The sequence below is a fragment of the Aquabacterium humicola genome (assembly GCF_030167915.1).
Lineage (GTDB): Bacteria > Pseudomonadota > Gammaproteobacteria > Burkholderiales > Burkholderiaceae_C > Pseudaquabacterium > Pseudaquabacterium humicola.
In genome coordinates this window covers 652,857-672,649 of the sequence record NZ_JARGNB010000001.1, presented here as the reverse complement: position 1 = coordinate 672,649, position 19,793 = coordinate 652,857, and the positions used below count along the sequence as shown (strand labels likewise).

14 protein-coding genes are annotated in these 19,793 nt (G+C 71.9%); 10 read left to right on the top strand and 4 right to left on the bottom strand.

The window, feature by feature from the left end; all coding sequences use genetic code 11:
- Positions 1–5 precede the first annotated feature (5 nt).
- Complete coding sequence (locus P1K89_RS03085) at positions 6–1,949, top strand: bifunctional 2',3'-cyclic-nucleotide 2'-phosphodiesterase/3'-nucleotidase (RefSeq protein WP_284614891.1); 1,944 nt, start codon at positions 6–8, stop codon at positions 1,947–1,949.
- Positions 1,950–1,988: 39 nt separating this feature from the next.
- Here P1K89_RS03085 and P1K89_RS03080 read toward each other — a convergent pair whose 3' ends face one another.
- Positions 1,989–2,483, bottom strand: a complete 495-nt coding sequence (locus P1K89_RS03080) for a nuclear transport factor 2 family protein (RefSeq protein WP_284614890.1) — start codon at positions 2,481–2,483, stop codon at positions 1,989–1,991.
- A gap of 47 nt (positions 2,484–2,530) precedes the next feature.
- Between P1K89_RS03080 and pdxR the strand changes: the two genes are divergently transcribed.
- From pdxR to P1K89_RS03060, 4 genes are all read left to right on the top strand, one after another.
- The gene (pdxR, locus tag P1K89_RS03075; RefSeq protein WP_284614889.1) at positions 2,531–4,072 is read left to right on the top strand and encodes a MocR-like pyridoxine biosynthesis transcription factor PdxR; all 1,542 of its coding nucleotides are present in this window, start codon (positions 2,531–2,533) and stop codon (positions 4,070–4,072) included.
- Between the two features lie 99 nt (positions 4,073–4,171).
- Positions 4,172–4,753 (top strand): TetR/AcrR family transcriptional regulator, encoded by a 582-nt coding sequence (locus tag P1K89_RS03070; RefSeq protein WP_284614888.1) that lies wholly within the window; start codon positions 4,172–4,174, stop codon positions 4,751–4,753.
- Between the two features lie 74 nt (positions 4,754–4,827).
- A complete protein-coding gene (locus tag P1K89_RS03065) occupies positions 4,828–5,625 on the top strand; it encodes an alpha/beta fold hydrolase (protein ID WP_284614887.1) in 798 nt (265 codons plus the stop codon).
- A 164-nt stretch (positions 5,626–5,789) separates the two neighbouring features.
- Positions 5,790–7,259 (top strand): MBL fold metallo-hydrolase, encoded by a 1,470-nt coding sequence (locus P1K89_RS03060; RefSeq protein ID WP_284614886.1) that lies wholly within the window; start codon positions 5,790–5,792, stop codon positions 7,257–7,259.
- Between the two features lie 11 nt (positions 7,260–7,270).
- Here P1K89_RS03060 and P1K89_RS03055 read toward each other — a convergent pair whose 3' ends face one another.
- Entirely contained in the window at positions 7,271–8,281 is a 1,011-nt protein-coding gene (locus P1K89_RS03055) for an NAD-dependent epimerase/dehydratase family protein (protein ID WP_284614885.1), read from the bottom strand.
- A gap of 311 nt (positions 8,282–8,592) precedes the next feature.
- Between P1K89_RS03055 and P1K89_RS03050 the strand changes: the two genes are divergently transcribed.
- Complete coding sequence (locus P1K89_RS03050; protein ID WP_284614884.1) at positions 8,593–10,899, top strand: DUF1800 domain-containing protein; 2,307 nt, start codon at positions 8,593–8,595, stop codon at positions 10,897–10,899.
- A gap of 10 nt (positions 10,900–10,909) precedes the next feature.
- A complete protein-coding gene (locus P1K89_RS03045; RefSeq protein ID WP_284614883.1) occupies positions 10,910–12,259 on the top strand; it encodes a DUF1501 domain-containing protein in 1,350 nt (449 codons plus the stop codon).
- Here the strand turns inward: P1K89_RS03045 and P1K89_RS03040 are convergent.
- The gene (locus P1K89_RS03040; protein ID WP_284614882.1) at positions 12,223–15,267 is read right to left on the bottom strand and encodes a transglycosylase domain-containing protein; all 3,045 of its coding nucleotides are present in this window, start codon (positions 15,265–15,267) and stop codon (positions 12,223–12,225) included. The two genes, P1K89_RS03045 and P1K89_RS03040, sit on opposite strands and share 37 nt — an antisense overlap.
- Before the next feature lie 123 nt (positions 15,268–15,390).
- Here P1K89_RS03040 and P1K89_RS03035 point away from each other — a divergent pair, with 123 nt between their 5' ends.
- Entirely contained in the window at positions 15,391–16,155 is a 765-nt protein-coding gene (locus tag P1K89_RS03035) for a Mut7-C RNAse domain-containing protein (RefSeq protein WP_284614881.1), read from the top strand.
- Between the two features lie 21 nt (positions 16,156–16,176).
- Here the strand turns inward: P1K89_RS03035 and P1K89_RS03030 are convergent, their stop codons facing one another.
- Positions 16,177–17,073 (bottom strand): hypothetical protein, encoded by an 897-nt coding sequence (locus tag P1K89_RS03030; protein ID WP_284614880.1) that lies wholly within the window; start codon positions 17,071–17,073, stop codon positions 16,177–16,179.
- A 151-nt stretch (positions 17,074–17,224) separates the two neighbouring features.
- On the opposite strand from P1K89_RS03030, the gene P1K89_RS03025 reads away from it, so the two are divergent.
- Together P1K89_RS03025 and P1K89_RS03020 are read left to right on the top strand one after the other, a co-directional pair.
- Positions 17,225–17,977: a transporter substrate-binding domain-containing protein gene (locus P1K89_RS03025; protein ID WP_284614879.1), complete on the top strand. Its 753-nt coding sequence runs from the start codon at positions 17,225–17,227 to the stop codon at positions 17,975–17,977.
- On the top strand, positions 17,974–19,788 hold the full coding sequence (locus tag P1K89_RS03020; RefSeq protein WP_284614878.1) for an ATP-binding protein: 1,815 nt from the start codon (positions 17,974–17,976) through the stop codon (positions 19,786–19,788). The genes P1K89_RS03025 and P1K89_RS03020 overlap by 4 nt, the downstream gene beginning before the upstream one ends.
- Positions 19,789–19,793 lie beyond the last annotated feature (5 nt).

Below are 19,793 nucleotides of genomic sequence, written 5' to 3'. Positions count from 1 at the left end.
CCGCCATGCACACCACCCTGCACTGGCGCCGCCCCGCGGTCGCGGCCGCCGCGTTGCTGACGATGCTCACCAGCGGCCTGTCGGCCGCCGAGCTGAAGCTGCGCATCCTCGAGACCACCGACCTGCACATGAACCTGCTGTCCTGGGACTACTACCAGGACAAGGCGACGACCGAATACGGCCTGGCCCGCACCGTCACGCTGATCAAGGCCGCGCGCGCCGAAGCGAAGAACGCGCTGCTGTTCGACAACGGCGACCTGATCCAGGGCAGCCCGCTCGGCGACTACGTCGCAAAGGTCAAGCCGCTCGCCGCCGGGCAGGTGCACCCGGCCTACAAGGTGCTCAACACCATCGGCGTCGACGCCGCGAACATCGGCAACCACGAGTTCAACTACGGCCTGCCCTTCCTGCGCCAGGCGATCGCCGGCGCGGCCTTCCCGTATGTCAACTCGAACGTCTACCTCGCCGACGGCGACAACGACCCGGCCAACGACAAGCAGGCCTTCACGCCCTACGTGATCCTCGAGCGCACCTTCACCGACGAGGCCGGCGTGAAGCACCCGCTGAAGATCGGCGTCATCGGTTTCGTGCCGCCGCAGATCATGACCTGGGACCAGAAGAACCTGACCGGCAAGGTCACGGTGCGCGACATCGTCGAATCGGCGCGCCGCTTCGTGCCGGAGATGAAGTCCCAGGGCGCGCAGATCGTGATCGCGATCCCGCACTCCGGCTTCGAGAAGGGCGAGACGGTGCTGTTCGCCGAGAACTCGGTCGCCCGGCTCGCCGAGGTGCCGGGCGTCGATGCGATCCTCTTCGGCCACTCGCACGGCGAGTTCCCGGGCCGCTTCTTTGCCGGCCATCCGAAGGTAAACCTCGCGAAGGGCACGATCAATGGCGTGCCGGCGGTGATGCCCGGCCGCTGGGGCGACCATCTCGGCGTGATCGACCTGACACTGGACAACGCGTCGGGCGCCTGGAAGGTGGTCGACAGCCGCGCCGAGATCCGCCCGATCACCGACCGCGCGACGCGCAAGCCGCTGGTCGATGCCGATCCGCAGGTCGCGCAGCTGATCGAGGCCGAACACGCCGGCACGCTGGCCTACGTGCGCGGCGCGGTCGCGCAGACGGCCGCACCGATCATCAGTTATTTCGCGCAGGTAGCCGACGACCCGTCGGTGCAGATCGTCTCGCAGGCGCAGCTGGCCTACGCCAAGCGCGCGCTGCAGGGCACCGAGCACGAGGGGCTGCCGTTGCTGTCGGCCGCCGCGCCGTTCAAGGCCGGCGGCCGCCAGGGCTGGAACTACTACACCGACATCCCGGCCGGCGCGCTCGCGGTGCGCAACGTCGCCGACCTCTACATCTATCCGAACACCGTCAAGGCGGTGCGCATCGACGGCCGCACCGTGCGCGAATGGATCGAGATGTCCGCCGGCCAGTTCAAGCGCATCGACCCCAAGGGGCCGGCCGAGCAGGACCTGATCGAAGACAACTTCCGCACCTACAACTTCGACACGCTCGACGGCGTCAGCTACCGCATCGACGTCACGCAGCCGGCGCGCTACGACCGCGACGGCAAGCTGATCGCGCCCGATGCACGCCGCGTGATCGACCTGCGCTACAACGGCCAGCCGGTGGCCGACGACGCACGCTTCATCGTCGTCACCAACAACTACCGCGCCTCGGGCGGCGGCAACTTCCCCGGCCTGGACGGCAAGAGCATCGTGCTCGATGCACCGGACGAGAACCGCGAGGCTTTGGTGCAGTACCTGCAGACCGCCGGCCGCATCGATCCGAGCGCCGACAACAACTGGCGCATCCAGCCGGTGCCGGGCGTGAAGCTGCGCTTCGTGTCGGGCGCGGGCGGCATCGCTCACCTGCCGCGTTATCCGCAGATCAGGCTGGTGAAGGACAACGGCGACGGCTCGGCGACCTACGAGCTCGTGCCCTGACCCCGGGCCCGGTGCCCGGGACGGCACTCGCCGCGGCCGTCACGGCAGCGCGACGCCGTCCTTCTCCACCGTCGCCCCGACCTGCCCCAGCACATAACGCCACTGGCCGCGCACGCGCACGTAGGTGTCGCTGAACCACAGCTTGCGGTCGATCGGCTTGCCCGCGTAGGTGCACTTGACCCACAGCAGCGCGGTGACGACGGCGGTATCGCCCCACACCCGCACGGTCTGCGTGCCGGGCAGCTCGTCCTGCTGCTCGTAGACGACGCTGCCCTTGCGGGCTTCGGCCAGCAGCTGCTCGCGGCCGACCACCTGCCCGGCGCTGCCGATCAACACCATGTCGTCGGCCAGAATCAGCGCCATCGCCGCGTGGTCGTTGCGCTTGACGGCGGCCTGGTAGGCGGTGTCGATCGCGGCCACCGCCGCGCGGTCGGCGTCGGCGGAAGCGGCCATGGCCGTGGGCGGCGACAGCAGCGAGAACATCAGGGCCGGCGCGAGCGTGCGCGCGGCCAGGCGGTGAAGCAGCGTGGTCATCGGAGGTGAAGATCGGTGATGGACGATCGGCGCAGCATAGGCAGCGCATGAGCGCCGGCCCAGATCCACTTCGCGCTCCGCGACGGAACCGCTCGCGGCCGCCGCTGCTGGCCGACGCGCTCGCCGCGGCACTGGACCGCGCGGCGACCGGCACACTGGCACAGCAGCTCGGCGAGCAGCTGCGCCGCCTGATCGCCGACGGCCGGTTGCGGCCCGGCCAGCGCCTGCCGGCATCGCGCCAGCTGGCGGCCGAGTTGCAACTCGGCCGCAACACCGTCATCGAGGCCTACAACCGGCTCGCCGACCAGGGTTACCTCGACACGCGCACCGGCGCCGGCTGCTTCGTCGCCGATCCGGTGCCACCGTACGAGATGCCGGCGGCGGCGCCGATGTCGCCGCCGGCTCCCGCGACCGGCACCGGGCCGCGCCCCGGCGCCACCGGGCTGTCGCGCCGCGGGGCGGCGGTGCTGCGCGAGCCCGGCATCGCGCAGGGCGGCGCGTTCGCGCCCTGCGTGCCGGACCTGCAGCACTTCCCGCACCGGCATTGGCAGCGCCTGGTCGCGCAGGTCTGGCGCGGGTCGCGCGCCAGCGACCTGGGTTATGCCGGACGCGGCGGCGACCCCCAGCTGCGCCGCCTGATCGCCGAGCATGTGCAGCTGACGCGCCAGGTGCGCTGCACGCCCGAGCAAGTGCTGATCGTCGACGGCGCGCAGCAGGGCCTCGACCTGGTCGCACGCTTCGCTGCCGACCCCGGCGCGCTGGCCTGGGTCGAGGACCCCGGCTACCCCGGCGCGCGCCGCGCCTTCGCCGCTGCCGGGCTGCGCATGTGCCCGATTCCCGTCGATGCACAGGGCCTGGCACCGCAGGACAGCGACTGGCACGAGCCGCCGCAGCTGGTCTACGTGACACCGTCGCACCAGTTCCCGCTGGGCGTCGAGATGGATGTCGCCCGCCGCCGCGCGCTGCTGGCCGCGGCCGCCCGGCACGGCAGCTGGATCGTCGAGGACGACTACGACGGCGAGTTCCGGCTGAGCGGGGCGCCGGTGCCCTCGCTGCAGGGCCTGGATACCGCCGACCGCGTGATCTACGTCGGCACCTTCAGCAAGGTGCTGTTCCCGGCGCTGCGTCTGGGCTACCTGGTGCTGCCGCCGGCGCTCGCCGAACCTTTCGTCGGTGCGAGCGCGCGGCTGCTGCTGCAGGGCCGCCAGCCCGAGCAGCGCGCGCTCGCAGCCTTCATCGGCGAGGGCCTGTTCGCCGCGCATATCCGCCGCATGCGCCAGGTGTATGCCGAGCGGCGGGACCGGCTGGCGCAGGTCTGGCAGCGCGAGCTCGGCGAGGCCGCACCGCTGCTCGGCACGACCACCGGCATGCACCTGTCGGTGCCGCTGCCGATGGCCATCGACGATCGCGCGCTCGGCGCCCAGGCCGCGGCACAGGGCATCGTCGCGCAGGCGCTGTCGCACTTCAGCGCGCTGGACCGCTGCCGCGGGCTGGTGCTCGGCTACGGCGCCGCGCACGAACGCGCGATCGATGCCCAGGGCGCGGCGCTGGCCCGGCTGGTGGCCGACACGCTGACCGCGCAGCGCTGAGCGCCCCGAGGCGCATCAAAGCGCCGCGAGACCCCGTGCTTGGCACGGGCATCGCCCACGAATATGATGCACGTCATATAGAAGCCGCATCATCCCGCCATGAACCGCCCCGCGCCCACCCGCAAGGAAGCCACCCACGAGCGCATCGTCGAGGTCGCCGCCCGCGCCATCCGCCGCAGCGGCTATGACGGCACCGGCGTCGCCGACATCATGAAGCAGGCCGGGCTGACGCACGGCGGCTTCTATGCGCACTTCGCGTCGCGCGATGCGCTGCTCGCCGAAGCGGCCGACCGCGCCGGTGCCGACGGTGTCGAGGCGCTGGCCCGCATCGCCGCCGAGGCGCCGGCCGACGCCGCGCTGGCGACGCTGCTGAAGGCCTACCTGTCGAGGGAACATGTCGCGCAGGCCGAGACCGGTTGCCCGGTCGTCGCGCTCGGTTCCGAGATGGCCCGCCAGGCGCCGGAGGTGCGCCGCGCGGCGACCCGTCGCATCAAGGAACTGGTCGACCTGATCGGCCGGCTGCAGCCCGGCTGGGGCACGCCGGAGGCCCACCAGCAGGCGCTGGCCACGCTGGCGACGATGGTGGGCGCACTGACCATCGCCCGGGCGGTCGACGATCCGAGGCTGTCCGACGCGATGCGCCACGCGGCGCTGGCGCAGCTCGGCGTCCGCCGCGGCTGACCCCCTGTCACCCTGCCCCGCCTGCCCGTCGGCTCGTGCAGAAATATGACGATCATCATTCACTGGAGATCCCGATGAGCGACACCCTCGCCCCCACCGAGCTCGACCGCCCGCCGCCGGCGCAGGTCGTCGACTTCTTCCTGACCCCGCGGCTGCCCGCGCCGGCGCCCGAGTTCCTGCCGAACCCGACCGCGCTGTCCGTCGACACACCCGCCGGCCGCGTCGCGCTGCGTAGTACCGGCCAGGGGCCGCGCGTGCTGCTGCTGCACGGCTGGGAGGGCCAGGCGTCGGACCTCGCGGCCTTCGCGCCGCCGCTGCTCGAGGCGGGCTTCGAGGTGATCGCGATGGACCTGCCCGCGCACGGCGCGTCGGCGGGCAGGCAGACCTCGATCCCCGAGTCGGCGCGTGCGCTGCACGCGGTCGGCGAGGCGCTGGGCCCGCTGCACGCGGTGATCGCGCACTCGGTCGGCTCGGCGGTGCTCGGCGAAGCGCTGCACCGCGGCCTTCACGTGGACCGCAACGTGCTGATCGGCGCCCCCGCTCACTATGCGGCCTATGCCCGGCAGGTCGCGGCCTTCGCCGGCCTCGATGCCGACGGCACGGCGCAGATGCTGGCGCTGCTGCGCGAACGCCTGGGCATCGACGTGCACGAGGTCTCGTTGCCGGTGCGCGCGCGGCACTTCACGCAGCCGGCCCTCTTCATCCACTCGGCCGACGACCGCATCGTCGCGATCGCCGACAGCGAAGCGTCGGCCGCCGCGTGGCCGGGCGCGCGCCACCTGCGGGTCGAGGGCCTGGGTCACCGCCGGATCCTCGGCGATGCCCGCGTGGTCGCCGCGGCCGTCGAATTCGTCGTCGCTGCCCACCGCTGATCGGTCCGCTCTCGGAGCCCGGCGCGTCGAAGCGCAACCCGAGGTTGCGGAAAGGCCGCCGGCCTGACAACCGGTTGCGATGCAAAGCCGCCCGCGGCGCGATCCCGGTTGCGCCGGCGCCGGCGCGGTGCGAGCCTTCGCGACTCGCCGACAGGAGACCGCCCATGGCCGCTCGCATCGTCCGCCCCGTCGCCGCATCGATCACCACGGCCGCGGTGCTCGCCGGTTGCGCCAGCACCACCCCCGACCCGCAGGCCCTGCTGCGCCAGGCCGACCAGGCGCTGGGCGCCAGCAGCCTGCAGACGCTGCACTACAGCGCGCGCGGCACCGGCGCCACCTTCGGCCAGGCCTATCAGCCCGGCAACGACTGGCCGGCGCTGAACTACGCCAGCTTCACCCGGACGATCGACTACGGCCGAGCAGCGATGCGCGAGGACTTCGCGCGCAGCCGGGCCGAACCCACCGGTGGCGGCGCGCTGCCGCTGATGGGCGAGGGCGAACAGCGCGCCAGCGCGTTTTCGCTCGGCGAACAGGCCTGGACGCTGGCCGGCGCGACCGCCACGCCGTCGCTGGTGAGCGTCGACGACCGCGTGCACGCGCTGTGGACGACGCCGCATGGCGCCATCAAGTCGGCGCAGCAGCATGGCGCGAGCACCGGCACGCGCAGCGAGGGCGGCGTGAGCCATTCGACCTTCAGCTGGCGCGTGCCCGGCCGCATGGAGGCCACCGCGTGGGTCGATGCGCAGGGGCGCATCACCCGCATCGATTCGCGCATGCCGCATCCGGTACTCGGCGACGCCGAGTTCACGACGCACTACAGCGACTACCGCGCCTTCGGACCGATTCACTTCCCGATGCAGATCCGCCAGACGCAGGACGGCCGGCCGATCTTCGCCCTGCAAGTGCTGCAGGTGCAGCCCAACGCGCCCGCCGACATCGTGCTGCCCGACAACGTGCGCAGCACCACCGCCGAACGCGTGCTCTCGGAGCAGGTCGCGCCGGGCGTCTGGTTCCTCTTCGGCGGCTCGCACAACAGCGTGGCGATCGAGATGAGCAACCACGTCGTGCTGGTCGAAGCCCCGCTGTACGAGGGCCGCACCGCGGCGGTGTTCGCCGAGGTGAAGAAGCTGCTGCCGGGCAAGCCGATCCGCACCGTCATCAACTCGCACCATCACTTCGACCACGCCGGCGGCCTGCGCGCGGCGGTGGCCGCAGGCGCTTCGCTGGTGACCAGCCAGCAGGCGAAGCCCTACTTCGAGCGCGTGCTGGCGCAGGGCTCGCGCGTGCGGCCCGCGGCCGGCGCGGTGCGCGCGCCGGAGGTCTTCGGCGTGCAGAGCAGGCGCGAGTTCGTCGACGGCGAGCGGCGCTTCGAAGTGCACGAGATCACCGGCAGCGTGCACGCGCAGGGCTTCCTGATGGTCTACCTGCCGAAGGAGAAACTGCTGGTCGAGGCCGACGCGTACACGCCGGCTGCGCCGAACACGGCGCCGCCGGCGGTGCCGAACGGCAACCACGTGAACCTGGTGCAGAACATCGAGCGCCTGGGCCTGCAGGTCGAGCGCATCCTGCCGCTGCACGGCCGCGTGGTGCCGATCGGCGAGCTCTACACCGGCATCGGCCGCACGAGGCCCTGAGCGCCGGGCGTCTAGTCGCGCGCCAGCGCCAGCAGCACCGCCTCGCGCGACGGCGGCAGGCCGGCCTTCGTGAAGGCCTGGCGCTCCGGCGGCAGGCTGCGCCACCAGGCGAGCGTATCGGCCACCGTCTCGGCGAGCGGCCGGATGCGCAGGCCGGCGGCCTGGGCCCGGTCGGTCGGCACGTCCATGAAGGCGGCGTACTCGCCCTCGGCCGGCAGCCACAGCGGCAGGTCGGTCCAGGGCTTGGCATCGGCACGCAGCAGCGTGTGTTCGTCGATCCACTGCAGCTTCGCCGCCGGCGCACCGGCCGCCTGCGCGCAGGCGGCGAGCAGGCCACCCATCGTCGTGAAGGCCGGTGGCGAGATCACGTTGAACGCGCCGCGTATGCCGCGGTCGAGCGCCAGCAGCACGAAGTCGGCCAGATCGCGCGCATCGACGAACTGCAGCGGCCGCTGCGGATCGCCCGGCGCCAGGACCGGCTGCCCGTCCTCCGCCGCCCGCGCCAGCCGCGCCGGCCACCAGGTGAAGCGCTGCGTGGGGTCGTGCGGCCCGACGACGAGGCCGGGCCGGATCACCAGCCGCTGCGCCGCCGGCACGCGCCGCGCGAGCGCCGCCTCGCACAAGGCCTTCAGCGGCCCGTAGGTGCGGCCGTCGACCACCTCGGTGTGGGGATCGTCCAGCGTGCCGAGCGGGGCGTCCTCGTCGTTGGGCGTGCGCGTGCTGGCGTAGGCCGACACACTGGAGATGAAGGCATAACAGCCAAAACGACCGGCCAGCGCGTCCGCCAGGTCCCCGACCTCCGACGGCAGGTAGCCGCAGCAGTCGATCACCGCGTCCCACTCGCCTTCGGCCAGTGCCGACAGGTCGGCGCGCCGGTCGCCGCGGCGGCGTTCGACCTGCGGCGGCAGTTCGTCGGCCGTGCGGCCGCGGTTGAAGACGGTGACGCGGTCGCCGCGCCGGCAGGCCGCTTCGACGAGATGGCGGCCGACGAACTGCGTGCCGCCGATGATCAGCAGGTTCATGCGTCGAGTATCGCCGTGTGCCCGGCGCGCTGCCGCCGACGGTCCGCCAGGCGCGCGCCAGACGATCGGCGGAGCCAGCGATACGAAGGCTCGCCCCCCTCATCCGGGTGGTCAGGGATGACCCGGCCCACCCGGCCCCGGAACCCGCCCGCCGCGCTGCACGCTCCCCTGGAAAGTTCGCGTCTGAACATTGCTGCACTGCGAGCGATTGAAACAAGCATTCCGATACGAAAGCTAACCCGTTGTTCTAGGGGGTATTCGTAGACTGCCACGCAGGCCTTCGCTTCCGGGGGCCATTCCCCCAAAAAGCAATGAACGTCTTCAGGCACCTGTTACGCCTGTGGCTGCTGCTGCTCGCCTGCGGCGGCGCGATGGCCCAGAACATCACCGTCTACGGCGCTGGCCACGTCGAGATCGGCACGTCCCGGCAGATGACGGCCTATGTGCCGCTCACCCCCAACACCGTGACCTGGAGCGTCAACGGTGTCGCCGGCGGGAGTGCCACCTACGGCACCATCAATGCCAGCGGGCTGTATCTGGCGCCGGCGGCGGTGCCAGCGGCGAACTCGGTGAAGGTGCGCGCGACCAGCACGGTCGACCCGACGCGCTTCGGCGAAGCCACGCTCACCGTGTCGCGGATCAAGCCGCGCCTGTGGAGCACCACGCCCACGAGCGTCGCGGTCGGCAGCTTCACGATGACGCTGAATGGCGAGAACTTCACGCCCGACGTGGTGAGCAAGTTCGACAACGTGCTGATGAAGACCACGTTCGTTTCGGCGACCCAGCTGCAGGTCAGCGGAACCGCCACCACGCTGCAGGTCGGACGCTCGGTGCCGGTGATCGTCGCGCAGGTCGGCCTCGGCGCGCGCCTGAGCGATACGGTCATGGTCGCGGTCACCAACGGCACGCCGCCGCCGCCCGTCACGGTCGCGGTGGCCCCGAGCGCGGTCTCGCTGGCCGTGTCGAGCACGCAGGCCTTCACGGCCAATGTGAGCGGCAGCAGCAACACGGCGGTCAGCTGGTCGGTCAACGGCATCGCCGGCGGCAATGCCACGGTCGGCACGATCACCGCGGCCGGCCTCTACACCGCGCCGGCAGCGGTGCCCTCGCCCGCCAGCGTCACGGTGCGCGCCACCGCCGCGGCCAACGGCACGGCCAATGCCCAGGCCACCGTGACCATCACCGCTGCGCCGGGCGGCGGCGGTTCGGCGGACCTCGCGGCCTCGCGGCTGCTCGAACAGGCCGCCTTCGGCCCCACGGCGGCCGCGGTCGCGCGCGTCAAGCAGCTCGGCGTCAACGGCTGGCTCAACGAGCAGTTCACGATGGCCGAGACGGCCATTCCGGTGCCGGCGAACGACAACCGCATCGCGCAGTCGCAGTACCTGAACCGGCTGTCGGCCGCGCCCGACCAGCTGCGCCAGCGCGTGGCCTATGCGCTGTCCCAGATCATCGTGATCTCGATCAACAAGAACAACTACCCGGACCAGATCGTCCCGTACCTGCAGATCCTCAGCCGCAACGCCTTCGGCAACTACCGGACGCTGCTCGGCGAGATCACCACCAGCCCGCAGATGGGCAAGTACCTCGACCTCGCGCGCAGCACCAAGCCCGGTGCCGGCGGCGCGGCGAACGAGAACTACGCTCGCGAGCTGCTGCAGCTGTTCACGATCGGGCTCTACAAGCTGAACCCGGACGGCTCGACGCAGACCAGCGGCGGCGTGCCCGTCGCGACCTACACGCAGGACGAGGTGCAGCAGCTGGCGCGCGCGCTGACCGGCTGGGTCTACATCAACAACGAGTGGGAGAACTTCACCGGCCCGATGGTGCCGCGCGAGGCCAACCACGACACCGCGGCGAAGAGCTTCCTCGGCTGCAACCTCGCCGCGGGCCAGACGACGCAGCAGGACACCAACGCGGCGCTCGACTGCATCTTCGCGCACCCGAACGTCGGCCCCTTCGTCGTCACGCGGCTGATCCGCTCGCTGGTGACGAGCAACCCGTCGCCGGCCTACGTGCAGCGGGTGACGGCAGTGTTCAACAACAACGGCAGCGGCGTGCGCGGCGACCTGCGCGCCACCGTGCGCGCGATCCTCACGGACGCCGAGGCCCGCAACGATGCCGCTACGCCGACCGGCGGCCGCCTGAAGGACCCGATCTTCCACATCCTGTCGATCGCGCGCGCGCTCGGCGGGTCGATCAGCGCCACCAACCAGCAGGCGTGGTCGTTCAGCCGCACCGGCCAGACGCCGCTGGCGCCGCCGTCGGTCTTCGGCTTCTATTCGCCGATGTTCCGCGTGCCGCAGTCGTCGCTGTACGGGCCGGAGTTCCAGATCTACTCGCCGACCGAAGCCGTGCTGCGCGGCAATTTCATCTGGCAGATCCTGTCGAACCCCGGCAGCGACTTCCCGATCAGCATCCAGTCGTTCGTCAACCTCAGCGGCAATACCGCGGCCCTGGTCGAGGCCTGCAACCAGACCTTCCTGTACGGCCGCATGCCGGCAGAGATGCGCACCAGCATCACCAACGCGGTGAACGCCCAGCAGGGCGACAACCGCGACAAGGCGCTGACGGCGCTGTACCTCACGCTGCTCTCGGGCCAGCATGCCATCCAATACTGAAGGCGCCGCGATGACGCACCAACACCATTTCCCGCAGCGCTCGCGCCGGCGCTTCCTGCTCGAAGCCAGCGCACTGCTCGGCGCCGCCGGCTTCGGCAGCACCGCGCAGGCGCAGAGCACCGGCTACAAGGCGCTCGTCTGCGTCTTCATGGCCGGCGGCAACGACGGCCACAACATGGTCGTGCCGCAATCCACCGCGGCCTTCAATGCCTACCGCACGATCCGCGGCGGCCTCGCGCTGCCCAACGGCGACGCGACGCTGACCACCGTCACCACGGCGGGCGGCGTGCCCTACGGCCTGAACAGCGGCCTCAACGCCATCGCGCCGCTGTGGGCGCAGGGCAAGCTCGCGGTGGTCGCCAACGTCGGCATGCTGGCGCGGCCGACGACGCGCGCGCAGTACCTGGCCGGCTCGGTGCCGCTGCCGAGCAACCTGTTCTCGCACAGCGACCAGATCCAGCAGATGCAGACCGGCATCACCACCGGCGGCGGCACCGGCTGGGCCGGCCGCAGCGCCGATGCGATGAACGGGCTCAACGGCACCTCGCGCTTCCCGGCGTCGATCTCGATGAACGGCACCGCGCTCTTCTGCGCCGGCAACGTCGTGCAGTCCGCCAGCCTGATTCCCGATTTCGACCTCGGCGCCGACGGCATGTCCGCGTGGCCCGACAGCGCGGCGGCCGCCAAGCGCAACGCCTTGAACCAGATCCTGCAGATGGACTCCGGCATGGCGCTGGTGCAATCGGCGAACAAGGTGCGTCAGGACGCGATCGAGCTCAACAAGCTGCTGGCCGGCACCAGCGGCGGCGCGGCCTTCGCGACACCCTTCCCCGGCACGCCGCTGGGCCGCCAGTTGCAGCACGTGGCCAAGATCATCCGCCTGCGCGCCACCACCGGCATCAGCCGCCAGGTGTTCTTCTGCTCGCTCGGCGGCTTCGACACCCACTCGGCGCAGAGCTGGACCCACTGGGACCTGCTGCGCAACGTCGGCGACGCGATGGCCGCGTTCTACGCGGCGACCGTCGAGATGGGCGTGGCCGGCGGCGTCACCACCTTCACCGAGAGCGACTTCGGCCGCACGCTGCAGCCCAGCGGCAGCGGCACCGACCACGGCTGGGGCAACCACCTGCTGGTGATGGGCGGCTCGGTGCGCGGCGGCGACCTGTATGGCAGCTTCCCGACGCCCGCGCTCGGCGGCCCGGACGATGCCGGCAGCCGCGGCGTGCTGATTCCCAGCACCTCGCTCGACCAGTTCGGCGCCACGCTGGCCAAGTGGTTCGGCGTCGGCCCGGCGGCCATGGCCCAGGTGTTCCCGAACCTGGGCTACTTCCCGAACGCTGACGTCGGCTTCATGAGCTGAAGCGGGATCGGCAGCACCACCGGCTTCAGGCCACGGCGCGGGCTCGCTGCCAACGCGCCCGCGTCACGCGGCGCGGCCGGCGCCGGTGACGGCTCGTGCGCCGGCAGCAGCGCCGGCGTCGCGCGCAGGCCCTGCACCGGCGCGCTCACCATCAGCAGGCCATGGCCCTGCACCGGCGCCAGCGGCGGCGGCTCGGCCGGGCAGGCGGCATCCGGCTGCAGCAGCGGCATCAGGCGCGGACCGATCGACTTCAGCAACTGCACCGGCAGTGCACTGGTGAAGCGGTAGCGCGCGGCCTCCGGACCCTCGACATAGGCGACGACGGTGCCGTGGTAACGATCGCCGAGCATGAAGGCGAAGGTCGCCGAGCGCTCGACCACACGCTCGCTCAGCAGTTGCCCGCCGGCGCCGAAACGCTGAGCGCGATGGTCGCCGGTGCCGGTCTTGCCGGCCACCGCCAGCGGATGGCCCGCCGCATCGAGCAGCGCACCCTTCAGGCGGCGCGCCGTGCCCGATTCGACGACGCCCAGCAGCGCGCCCCGCGCGGCCGCAGCCACTTCGGGCGCCAGCACCGCGTGGTCACCGGCCGGGCGCCGCTCCAGCCGCGTCTCGTACGGCGTGCCGCGGCCGAAGTGCAGTGTCCGCAAGGTCAGCAGCGGCGGCCGGTGGTGGCCGGCATCGAGCAGCACGCCCATCAGGTGCGCCAGGGCCGCCGGCCGGTCGCCCGCGGCGCCGATCGCGGCGGCGTACGACGGCGTCAGCGTGTCGAACGGGTAGCCCAGGCGCTGCCAGTCCTTCAGGATCTCGCCGAAGGCGTCGCGCTCCAGCATCTGCGCGATGCGCTGGTTCTGCGCCAGCGGATGGCGGGTGCGGAAGAGCCAGGCATAGGCCTCGCGGCGGGCCTCGGCGCTGGCAGAGCGGACCTCGTCGAAACTGGCGTCGGGATGGCGCTGCAGGTATTCGTCGAGCCAGGTCTGCAGCGGATGCGGCCTGGCCGGCACATCGACCCAGCCGCCGGTCGCGCGCCAGTCGCGATAGAAGCGCCGCAGGTACACGGTGCCTTCATGATCGGCAAAGCGTGCCAGCAAGGCTTGCCGCCGGGCATCGGTGCCGTCGGCCAGCAACTGGTCGACCTCGGTGCTGCCGTGGTGCACCTTGTGGCGCACGACATCGCGCATCAGCCGGATGAACACCAGATTCACCGAATGGTGGAAGGCCTCGCGCACGCTCATCACGCGGTGGTCGTGCTTCTCGCCGTCGAAGTTCTCGAAGCGGTGCGCGCCACCGCCGGTGAAGAAGGTCTCGTGCGGGCTGGCCGGGTAGCGGCGTTCGAGCGCCGCCTCGAGCATCGCCGGCAGCGTGACCGGTGCCTGCTGCGCCAGCAGGTGTTCGCGGGCCCACACCGCCAGCGGATCGCGCGCGCTCGGCGCCCAGGCGCGAATCTCGTCCGCCGGCCGCCGGGCCCACTGCCCGTGCAGCGCGGCGATCGCCTCGAGATAACTGACCAGCGTTCGCAGCTTGGCGGTGGAGCCGAGGTCCAGCCGCGCGCCGCGGTTGACGTCGAAGGGCTGGTCGACGTTGTCGGCCTGCACGCGCAGCAGGTGGCTCCCGTCGTCGGCCCGCTCGATCAGCGTCAGCGCGAAGACGATCTTCGACGCATCGTCGTGTTCGCCCAGCAGATGCTCGCCGACGAGGCCGGCCGCGCGCAGCATCAGCGGATCCTTCAGTTGCAGCAGCGCGTCGGTGACCAGCCGCTGCGCGCGACCGTCGAGCGTCGAATCGACGTCGAGGTCCAGCCGCTCCAGCGCATAGGTCTCGGGCAGCCCCAGCAGGCCGGCGAGCTGGGTGCGCAGGGTCATCGCGGCCTTGCGCTCGACGAAGTCGGGGCGCGGCAGCGCCGGGGCGCGCGGCGCCAGCGTCAGGCGCTGGCGAAGCGCCGCGTCGCGCAGCGGCGGTTCGATCACGCCGGCCTCGGCCATCAGCCGCACGTAGCGGTTGCTCTGCTCGTCGAGCACCGCGCCGTCGTCGACCAGGTACTGCATCGGCCGGCGCTGCGCGATCACCAGCGACAGCACCTGCTTGAAGGCGAGTCCGCGCGCGCGCTGCCAGGCGAACGCATCGGCGCCCGCGGGCCGCTGGCCGGTCAGCAGCCGGTCGACCTCGGACGAATCGCGGCCGTACCAGGCCCACAGGCCATCGCCCAGGCCGTGCACCTCGCCGAAGCCGGCACGTGCGCCGAGCGGCACCGTGTTGATCCAGTCGACGGCGATCTGGCGCCTCCGCGCGAGGGTGTCGGGCCCGTCGAGATAACCGCGCAGCGACGCGGCCAGCATCTGGCGCAGCTTCTCGCCCGCCGAACCGGTGCGGCCGCCCGGCGAATGACGGTACTTCTCGATCTGCGTCGCCAGCGTGCTGCCGCCGGCGGCGGAGCGGTCGTGCAGCGCGACGCGCTGCAGCTGCTCCAGCACCGCCTTGCCCAGACGCGGCGGGTCGAGCGCGGGGTTGCGGCTGGGCGACTCGGGATCAAGCAGCTGCCGGTCCTCGACGAACAGCAGCGACTGCAGCATCAGCGGCGGCACTTCGTCGAAGCCGGCGTAGATGCGCTGCGGCATGCGGCGCTCGGCCAGCGGCTCGGCGCGGCAGTCGCGCAGGCTCAACCCGGCCTGCGGCTTCTCGCGATAGGGCAGCGAGAGCCCGGCATCGTGCAGCGCGATCAGCGTCGGCGACAGGCGCGCCTGGGCGCTCACCTCGTAGCCGGCGGCCTGCAGGCGCTCGATCCAGGACGGCAGGTCGCGGTAGCCCAGGCGCTGGTCGTGCGGGCCGCCGACGGGAAAGCGGATGTCTGCGCTGCGGCCCTCGCCGAGCGAGAAGCGCGCCTCGCGGCCGATGCCGCCGAAGAGCGCCGCCTGCAGGTGCGCGCCGCGCCATTCGAGGGTCGCGAACGTCAGCAGCAGGCCCGCCGCCGCGAGGCGGCTGCCGATCATCAGCACATGCCCAGTCTTCGCCACGCCGCGCCTCACTTCGTGAAAGTCGCACCGCCAGCCCGACCATCATGCACCGCGGGCGATGACCCCGCGATCCTGAAGGTGCGGCATTTGACGCAGGAGCAATCGGCGCGCCAGCATCGGGGCATGCACAGCGACGCACCGGGATCGGTCACGGCCAGCTTTCGCTTCTACGAAGAGCTGAACGACTTCCTCGCGCCGCAGCACCGCCGCCGTACCTTCGAGGTCCGCTGCGCGCGTGCGGCGACCACCAAGCACATGGTGGAAACGCTGGGCGTGCCGCACACCGAGGTCGAACTGGTGCTGGTCAACGGCGAGTCGGTCGGCTTCGACCGCCCGCTGAAGGAGGGCGACCGCGTCGCCGTCTACCCGAAGTTCGAGGCGCTCGACATCACGCCGCTGCTGAGGGTTCGCAAACGCCCGCTGCGCAGCGTGCGCTTCATCGCCGACGCGCACCTGGGCGGCCTGTCGCACGGCCTGCGCCTGCTGGGCTTCGACACGCTCTACGACAACCACATCCACGACGACGAGGTCGAGCGGCTGGCGGTCGACGAGCAGCGCATCGTGCTGACGCGCGACCGCGAGCTGCTGAAGCGCCGCGGCATCACGCACGGCTGCTACGTGCGGCCGCTGAAGCCCCGGGACCAGCTGCAGCAGGTGTTCGAACGCCTGGACCTCGCGCGCCTCGTGCGCCCGTTCACCCGCTGCCTGCGCTGCAATGCGCTGCTGCGGCCCGCACGCGACGACGAGATCGAGCGTGCGCCCGACGACGTGCGCGCGCGCCACCTGCGCTTCGCCGCCTGCGACGGCTGCGGCGGGCTCTACTGGGAGGGTTCGCACTGGCGCCGCATGCGCGCGGACATCGACGCGCTGCTGGCGCCCTCCGGCTGAAGCGCCGCGGTTCCCCGGCGCTCAGACCGCGCGCCACTCCTTCGCGTCGATCTGCGGGAAGCAGACCTTGCACGCGCCGCCGGTCTTCAGGCCGCCGACGTAGGCCTTGCCGTCGGCGTCGAGCCGGCCTTCGCGGATGGCGCCATCGGGCAGCTCGATCTTGTAGGCCTGGTTCGGCACCGGCTGGTCCTGGTCGTCGAGCAGCGCGATCTGGATCCAGTGCTCTTCCTCGGTCGCCTGGCTCATCTGCGACGGCGTGACGGCCTCGGCCGCCTGGCTCACCGCGCTGTTGAAGGTGCGGTCGACGATGCGCACCAGCAGCAGGCCGTCTTCCGAGCGCTCGGGCCGCCAGTGCGCCGGCAGCAGCCCGATGCCTTCGCCGACCGCGGTGGCCTCGTCGTGCGACAGCATCGGCCACGCGGCGATGCGCGCCATCAGCGCGGCCGCCTCGGCGCGCGGCAGCACGCGGTAGCGCTCGCTGTCGGTGCTGCCGTGCAGCCGCGACCACTCGCGCGCGTCGACGATGCGAAGGCGCTCGGCCTCGAAGTGGAACAGGTGCGAGGTGACGCGCAGCCGGCGCATCAGCTTCTGCGCTGGCGTCGGCGCCAGCCCGTCGTCGGCGGCGCGGGCGATGTCGCCGAGGCGCCCGCGGATCACGCGCAGCTGGCCCCCCACCATCATCGCGGCGAGCTGCTCGACCAGCTGCGCAGTCGTCGCCCGCGTCAGCAGCTGCGGATCGAGCAGGTCGACGGCCATCCGCTGCAGGTCCGACGGCCGGCAGCCGTGCAGCCACTGGATCGCCGATGACGTGTCGAACGGCAAGGCCTGCAGCGTGAACGCCTGCGGCGGACATTCGTGCCAGCGGCACACCGTCCACCGTTCGCCGACCGGCGCGCCTTCGCGGAAGAGCTCGACCATGCGGCCGATTGTGAGCGGCGTGAGCCCCCGGCGGGAACCGTCAAGTTCGGGAGGCCGAGGCCTGGTGAAACGTCGCACAGCGGCACGGCGTGACATGCGCCACGCCGCATACAAACGCGCACAATTCTCCGACCGCCTCACGGAGTCGACGATGTCCTGCACCCGGCGCCATGCGCTCGCGGCCTGGCTGCTCGCCTGGGGCGCCGCGGCGGCGCAGACCGGCCGCAGCCCGATCGTGCTCGGCACGGACCAGTCCGAGACCTCCTATCACGGGCGCTGGATCCGCCGCGCCTATGCCGAGGCCTTCCGGCGCCTCGACCTGCCGCTGCAGCTGGTCCACCTGCCGACGCAGCGGGCGGCCGCGATGCTGGCCCAGGGCGAGATCGACGGCGAAGTGGCGCGCGCACGCGCCTACGCCGCGGCCAACCCGTCGGCGATCCGCGTCGACGAGGCGATTCTCGAAGCCCGCTTCGTGCTCTACGGCCTCGACCCCGCGCTGCGCCTGGAGCGGGTCGAGGACCTGCATGGGCGACCGCTGCGCGTGGTCTACCGCCGCGGCGTCGTGTTCTGCGAACGCACGCTGCAGGCGCTGCAACTGCCGCCGGAGCGCCTGATGGACGTGACCGATACCGCGCAGGGCCTGAACATGGTGCTCGCCGGCCGCGCCGATGCCTTCTGCGACATCGACGCCGCCGCGGCGCCGGTGTTCGCCAGCGGCAGTGTCAAGGGCGCGGCGGCCATCCGGCGGGTGCTGGAGCTCGACTCCGCCGACAACTATCCCTACCTGCACGCGCGCCATGCGGCGCTGGCACCCCGGCTGGCCGAGGTGCTGAAGCAGCTCAAGGCCGAAGGCCTGATCGAGCGCTACCGGCAGGAGGCGAAGCGCGAGGTCGAGGCCAAGTGATCCGCGCCCGCCTCGGTCCGCGGCTGCTGGCTGCGATCGTTCTCGCGAGCACCTGCCTGGCGCTGATCGCCACCGCGGTGCAGCTGTACCTCGAATACTCGCGCGACCTGACCGAGATCGAGACCCAGTTCAGGCAGATCGAGGCCTCCTACATCGACAGCCTGTCGCGCAGCCTGTGGTCGTTCGACCGCCAGCAGACGCAGGTGCAGCTCGAAGGCCTGGTGAAGATGCGCGACGTGCAGCATGCGTCGGTGCGCGACAGCGCCGGCGAGGTGCAAAGCGTCGGCCCGCCGCAGGGCGCCCGCCGCCTGCAGCGCAGCTACCCATTGCACTCGCCCGACGCGATGCGCCGGCCGATCGGCACGCTGACCGTCGGCGTGGGGCTCGACGGCGTCTACGCGCGGCTGGTCGACCGCCTGCTGGTGATCGCGACGACGCAGGCCATCAAGACCTTCTTCGTCGCGCTGTTCATCCTCTACATCGTCAGCGCCTGGGTCACGCGCCACCTCGATCACCTCTCCAGCCATGCACGCGCGCTGACGGTGGACCGGCTCACGCAGCCGCTGGTGCTGCGCCGCGGCAAGCGCCACAAGGCGGACGAGCTCGACGACGTGGCCGCCGCGCTGAACGACACCAGCCGCGCGCTGGCGGTCGAGATCGATCGCCGCGTGCATGCCGAGCAGGGCAGCCGCGCGAAGAGCGCGGTGCTGGCCAACGTCAGCCACGAGCTGCGCACGCCGCTGAACGCGATCCTCGGCTATGCGCAGCTGCTGCAGATGGGCGACCGCCTCGACGCCCACCAGCGCCAGCAGGTGGCGACCATCCAGTCCAGCGGCGAACACCTGCTGGCGCTGATCACCGACCTGCTCGACCTGGCGCGCATCGAGGCCGGCAAGCTCGACCTGGAGCCGTCGGTGGTGCCGCTGCGCGAACTGCTGCACCGGGTGGCCGACATCGTGCGCGTGCGCGCCGAGGACAAGGGCCTGCAGTTCGTCGTCGATGCGGACCCGGCGCTGCCGCGCACGGTGATGGCCGATGACCGCGCGCTGCGCCAGGTGCTGCTGAACCTGGCGAGCAACGCGGTGAAGTTCACCGACCGCGGCAGCGTGCGGCTGAGCCTGCGCCGCGACGGCGACGGCGCGCCGATCCGCTTCATGGTGGAGGACACCGGCATCGGCATGGACGAGGCGCAGCTGCAACGGCTGTTCCGGCCCTTCGAGCAGCTGGGCAACCGCGAACGGCGCGCCGGCGGCACCGGCCTCGGGCTGGCGATCAGCGCCGAGCTGGTGCGCGCGATGGGCGGCGAGATCCGCGTCGAGAGCCGGCTCGGCGCCGGCAGCCGCTTCTGGTTCGCGCTGGCGCTGCCGGTGGTCGATGCGCGGCCGATCGACGCCGCGCCGGCGCACGACATCGCCGCCTACGAAGGCGACCGGCGCCGCATCCTCGTCGTCGACGACCTGCCGCAGAACCGCACGCTGCTGGTCGAGATGCTGGCGCCGATCGGCTTCGCGGTCAGCGAGGCGGCCAACGGCGACGAAGCGCTGCAACGCATGCAGTCGGCGACGCCCGACCTGGTGCTGATGGACATGGAGATGCCCGGCCTGGACGGCCTGCAGGCCACCCGCTTCATCCGCGGCCACGCCACCTGGGGCGCGACGCCGATCATCGCGGTGTCGGCCTCGAACATCCCGCGCGAGGACTGCCTGGCCGCCGGCGCGAACGCCTTCCTCACGAAGCCGCTCGACCGCGACAGCCTGCTGGAGGAGATCGGCGCCTGCCTCGACCTGCGTTGGCGCGCCGCGGCGGCCTGACGCGC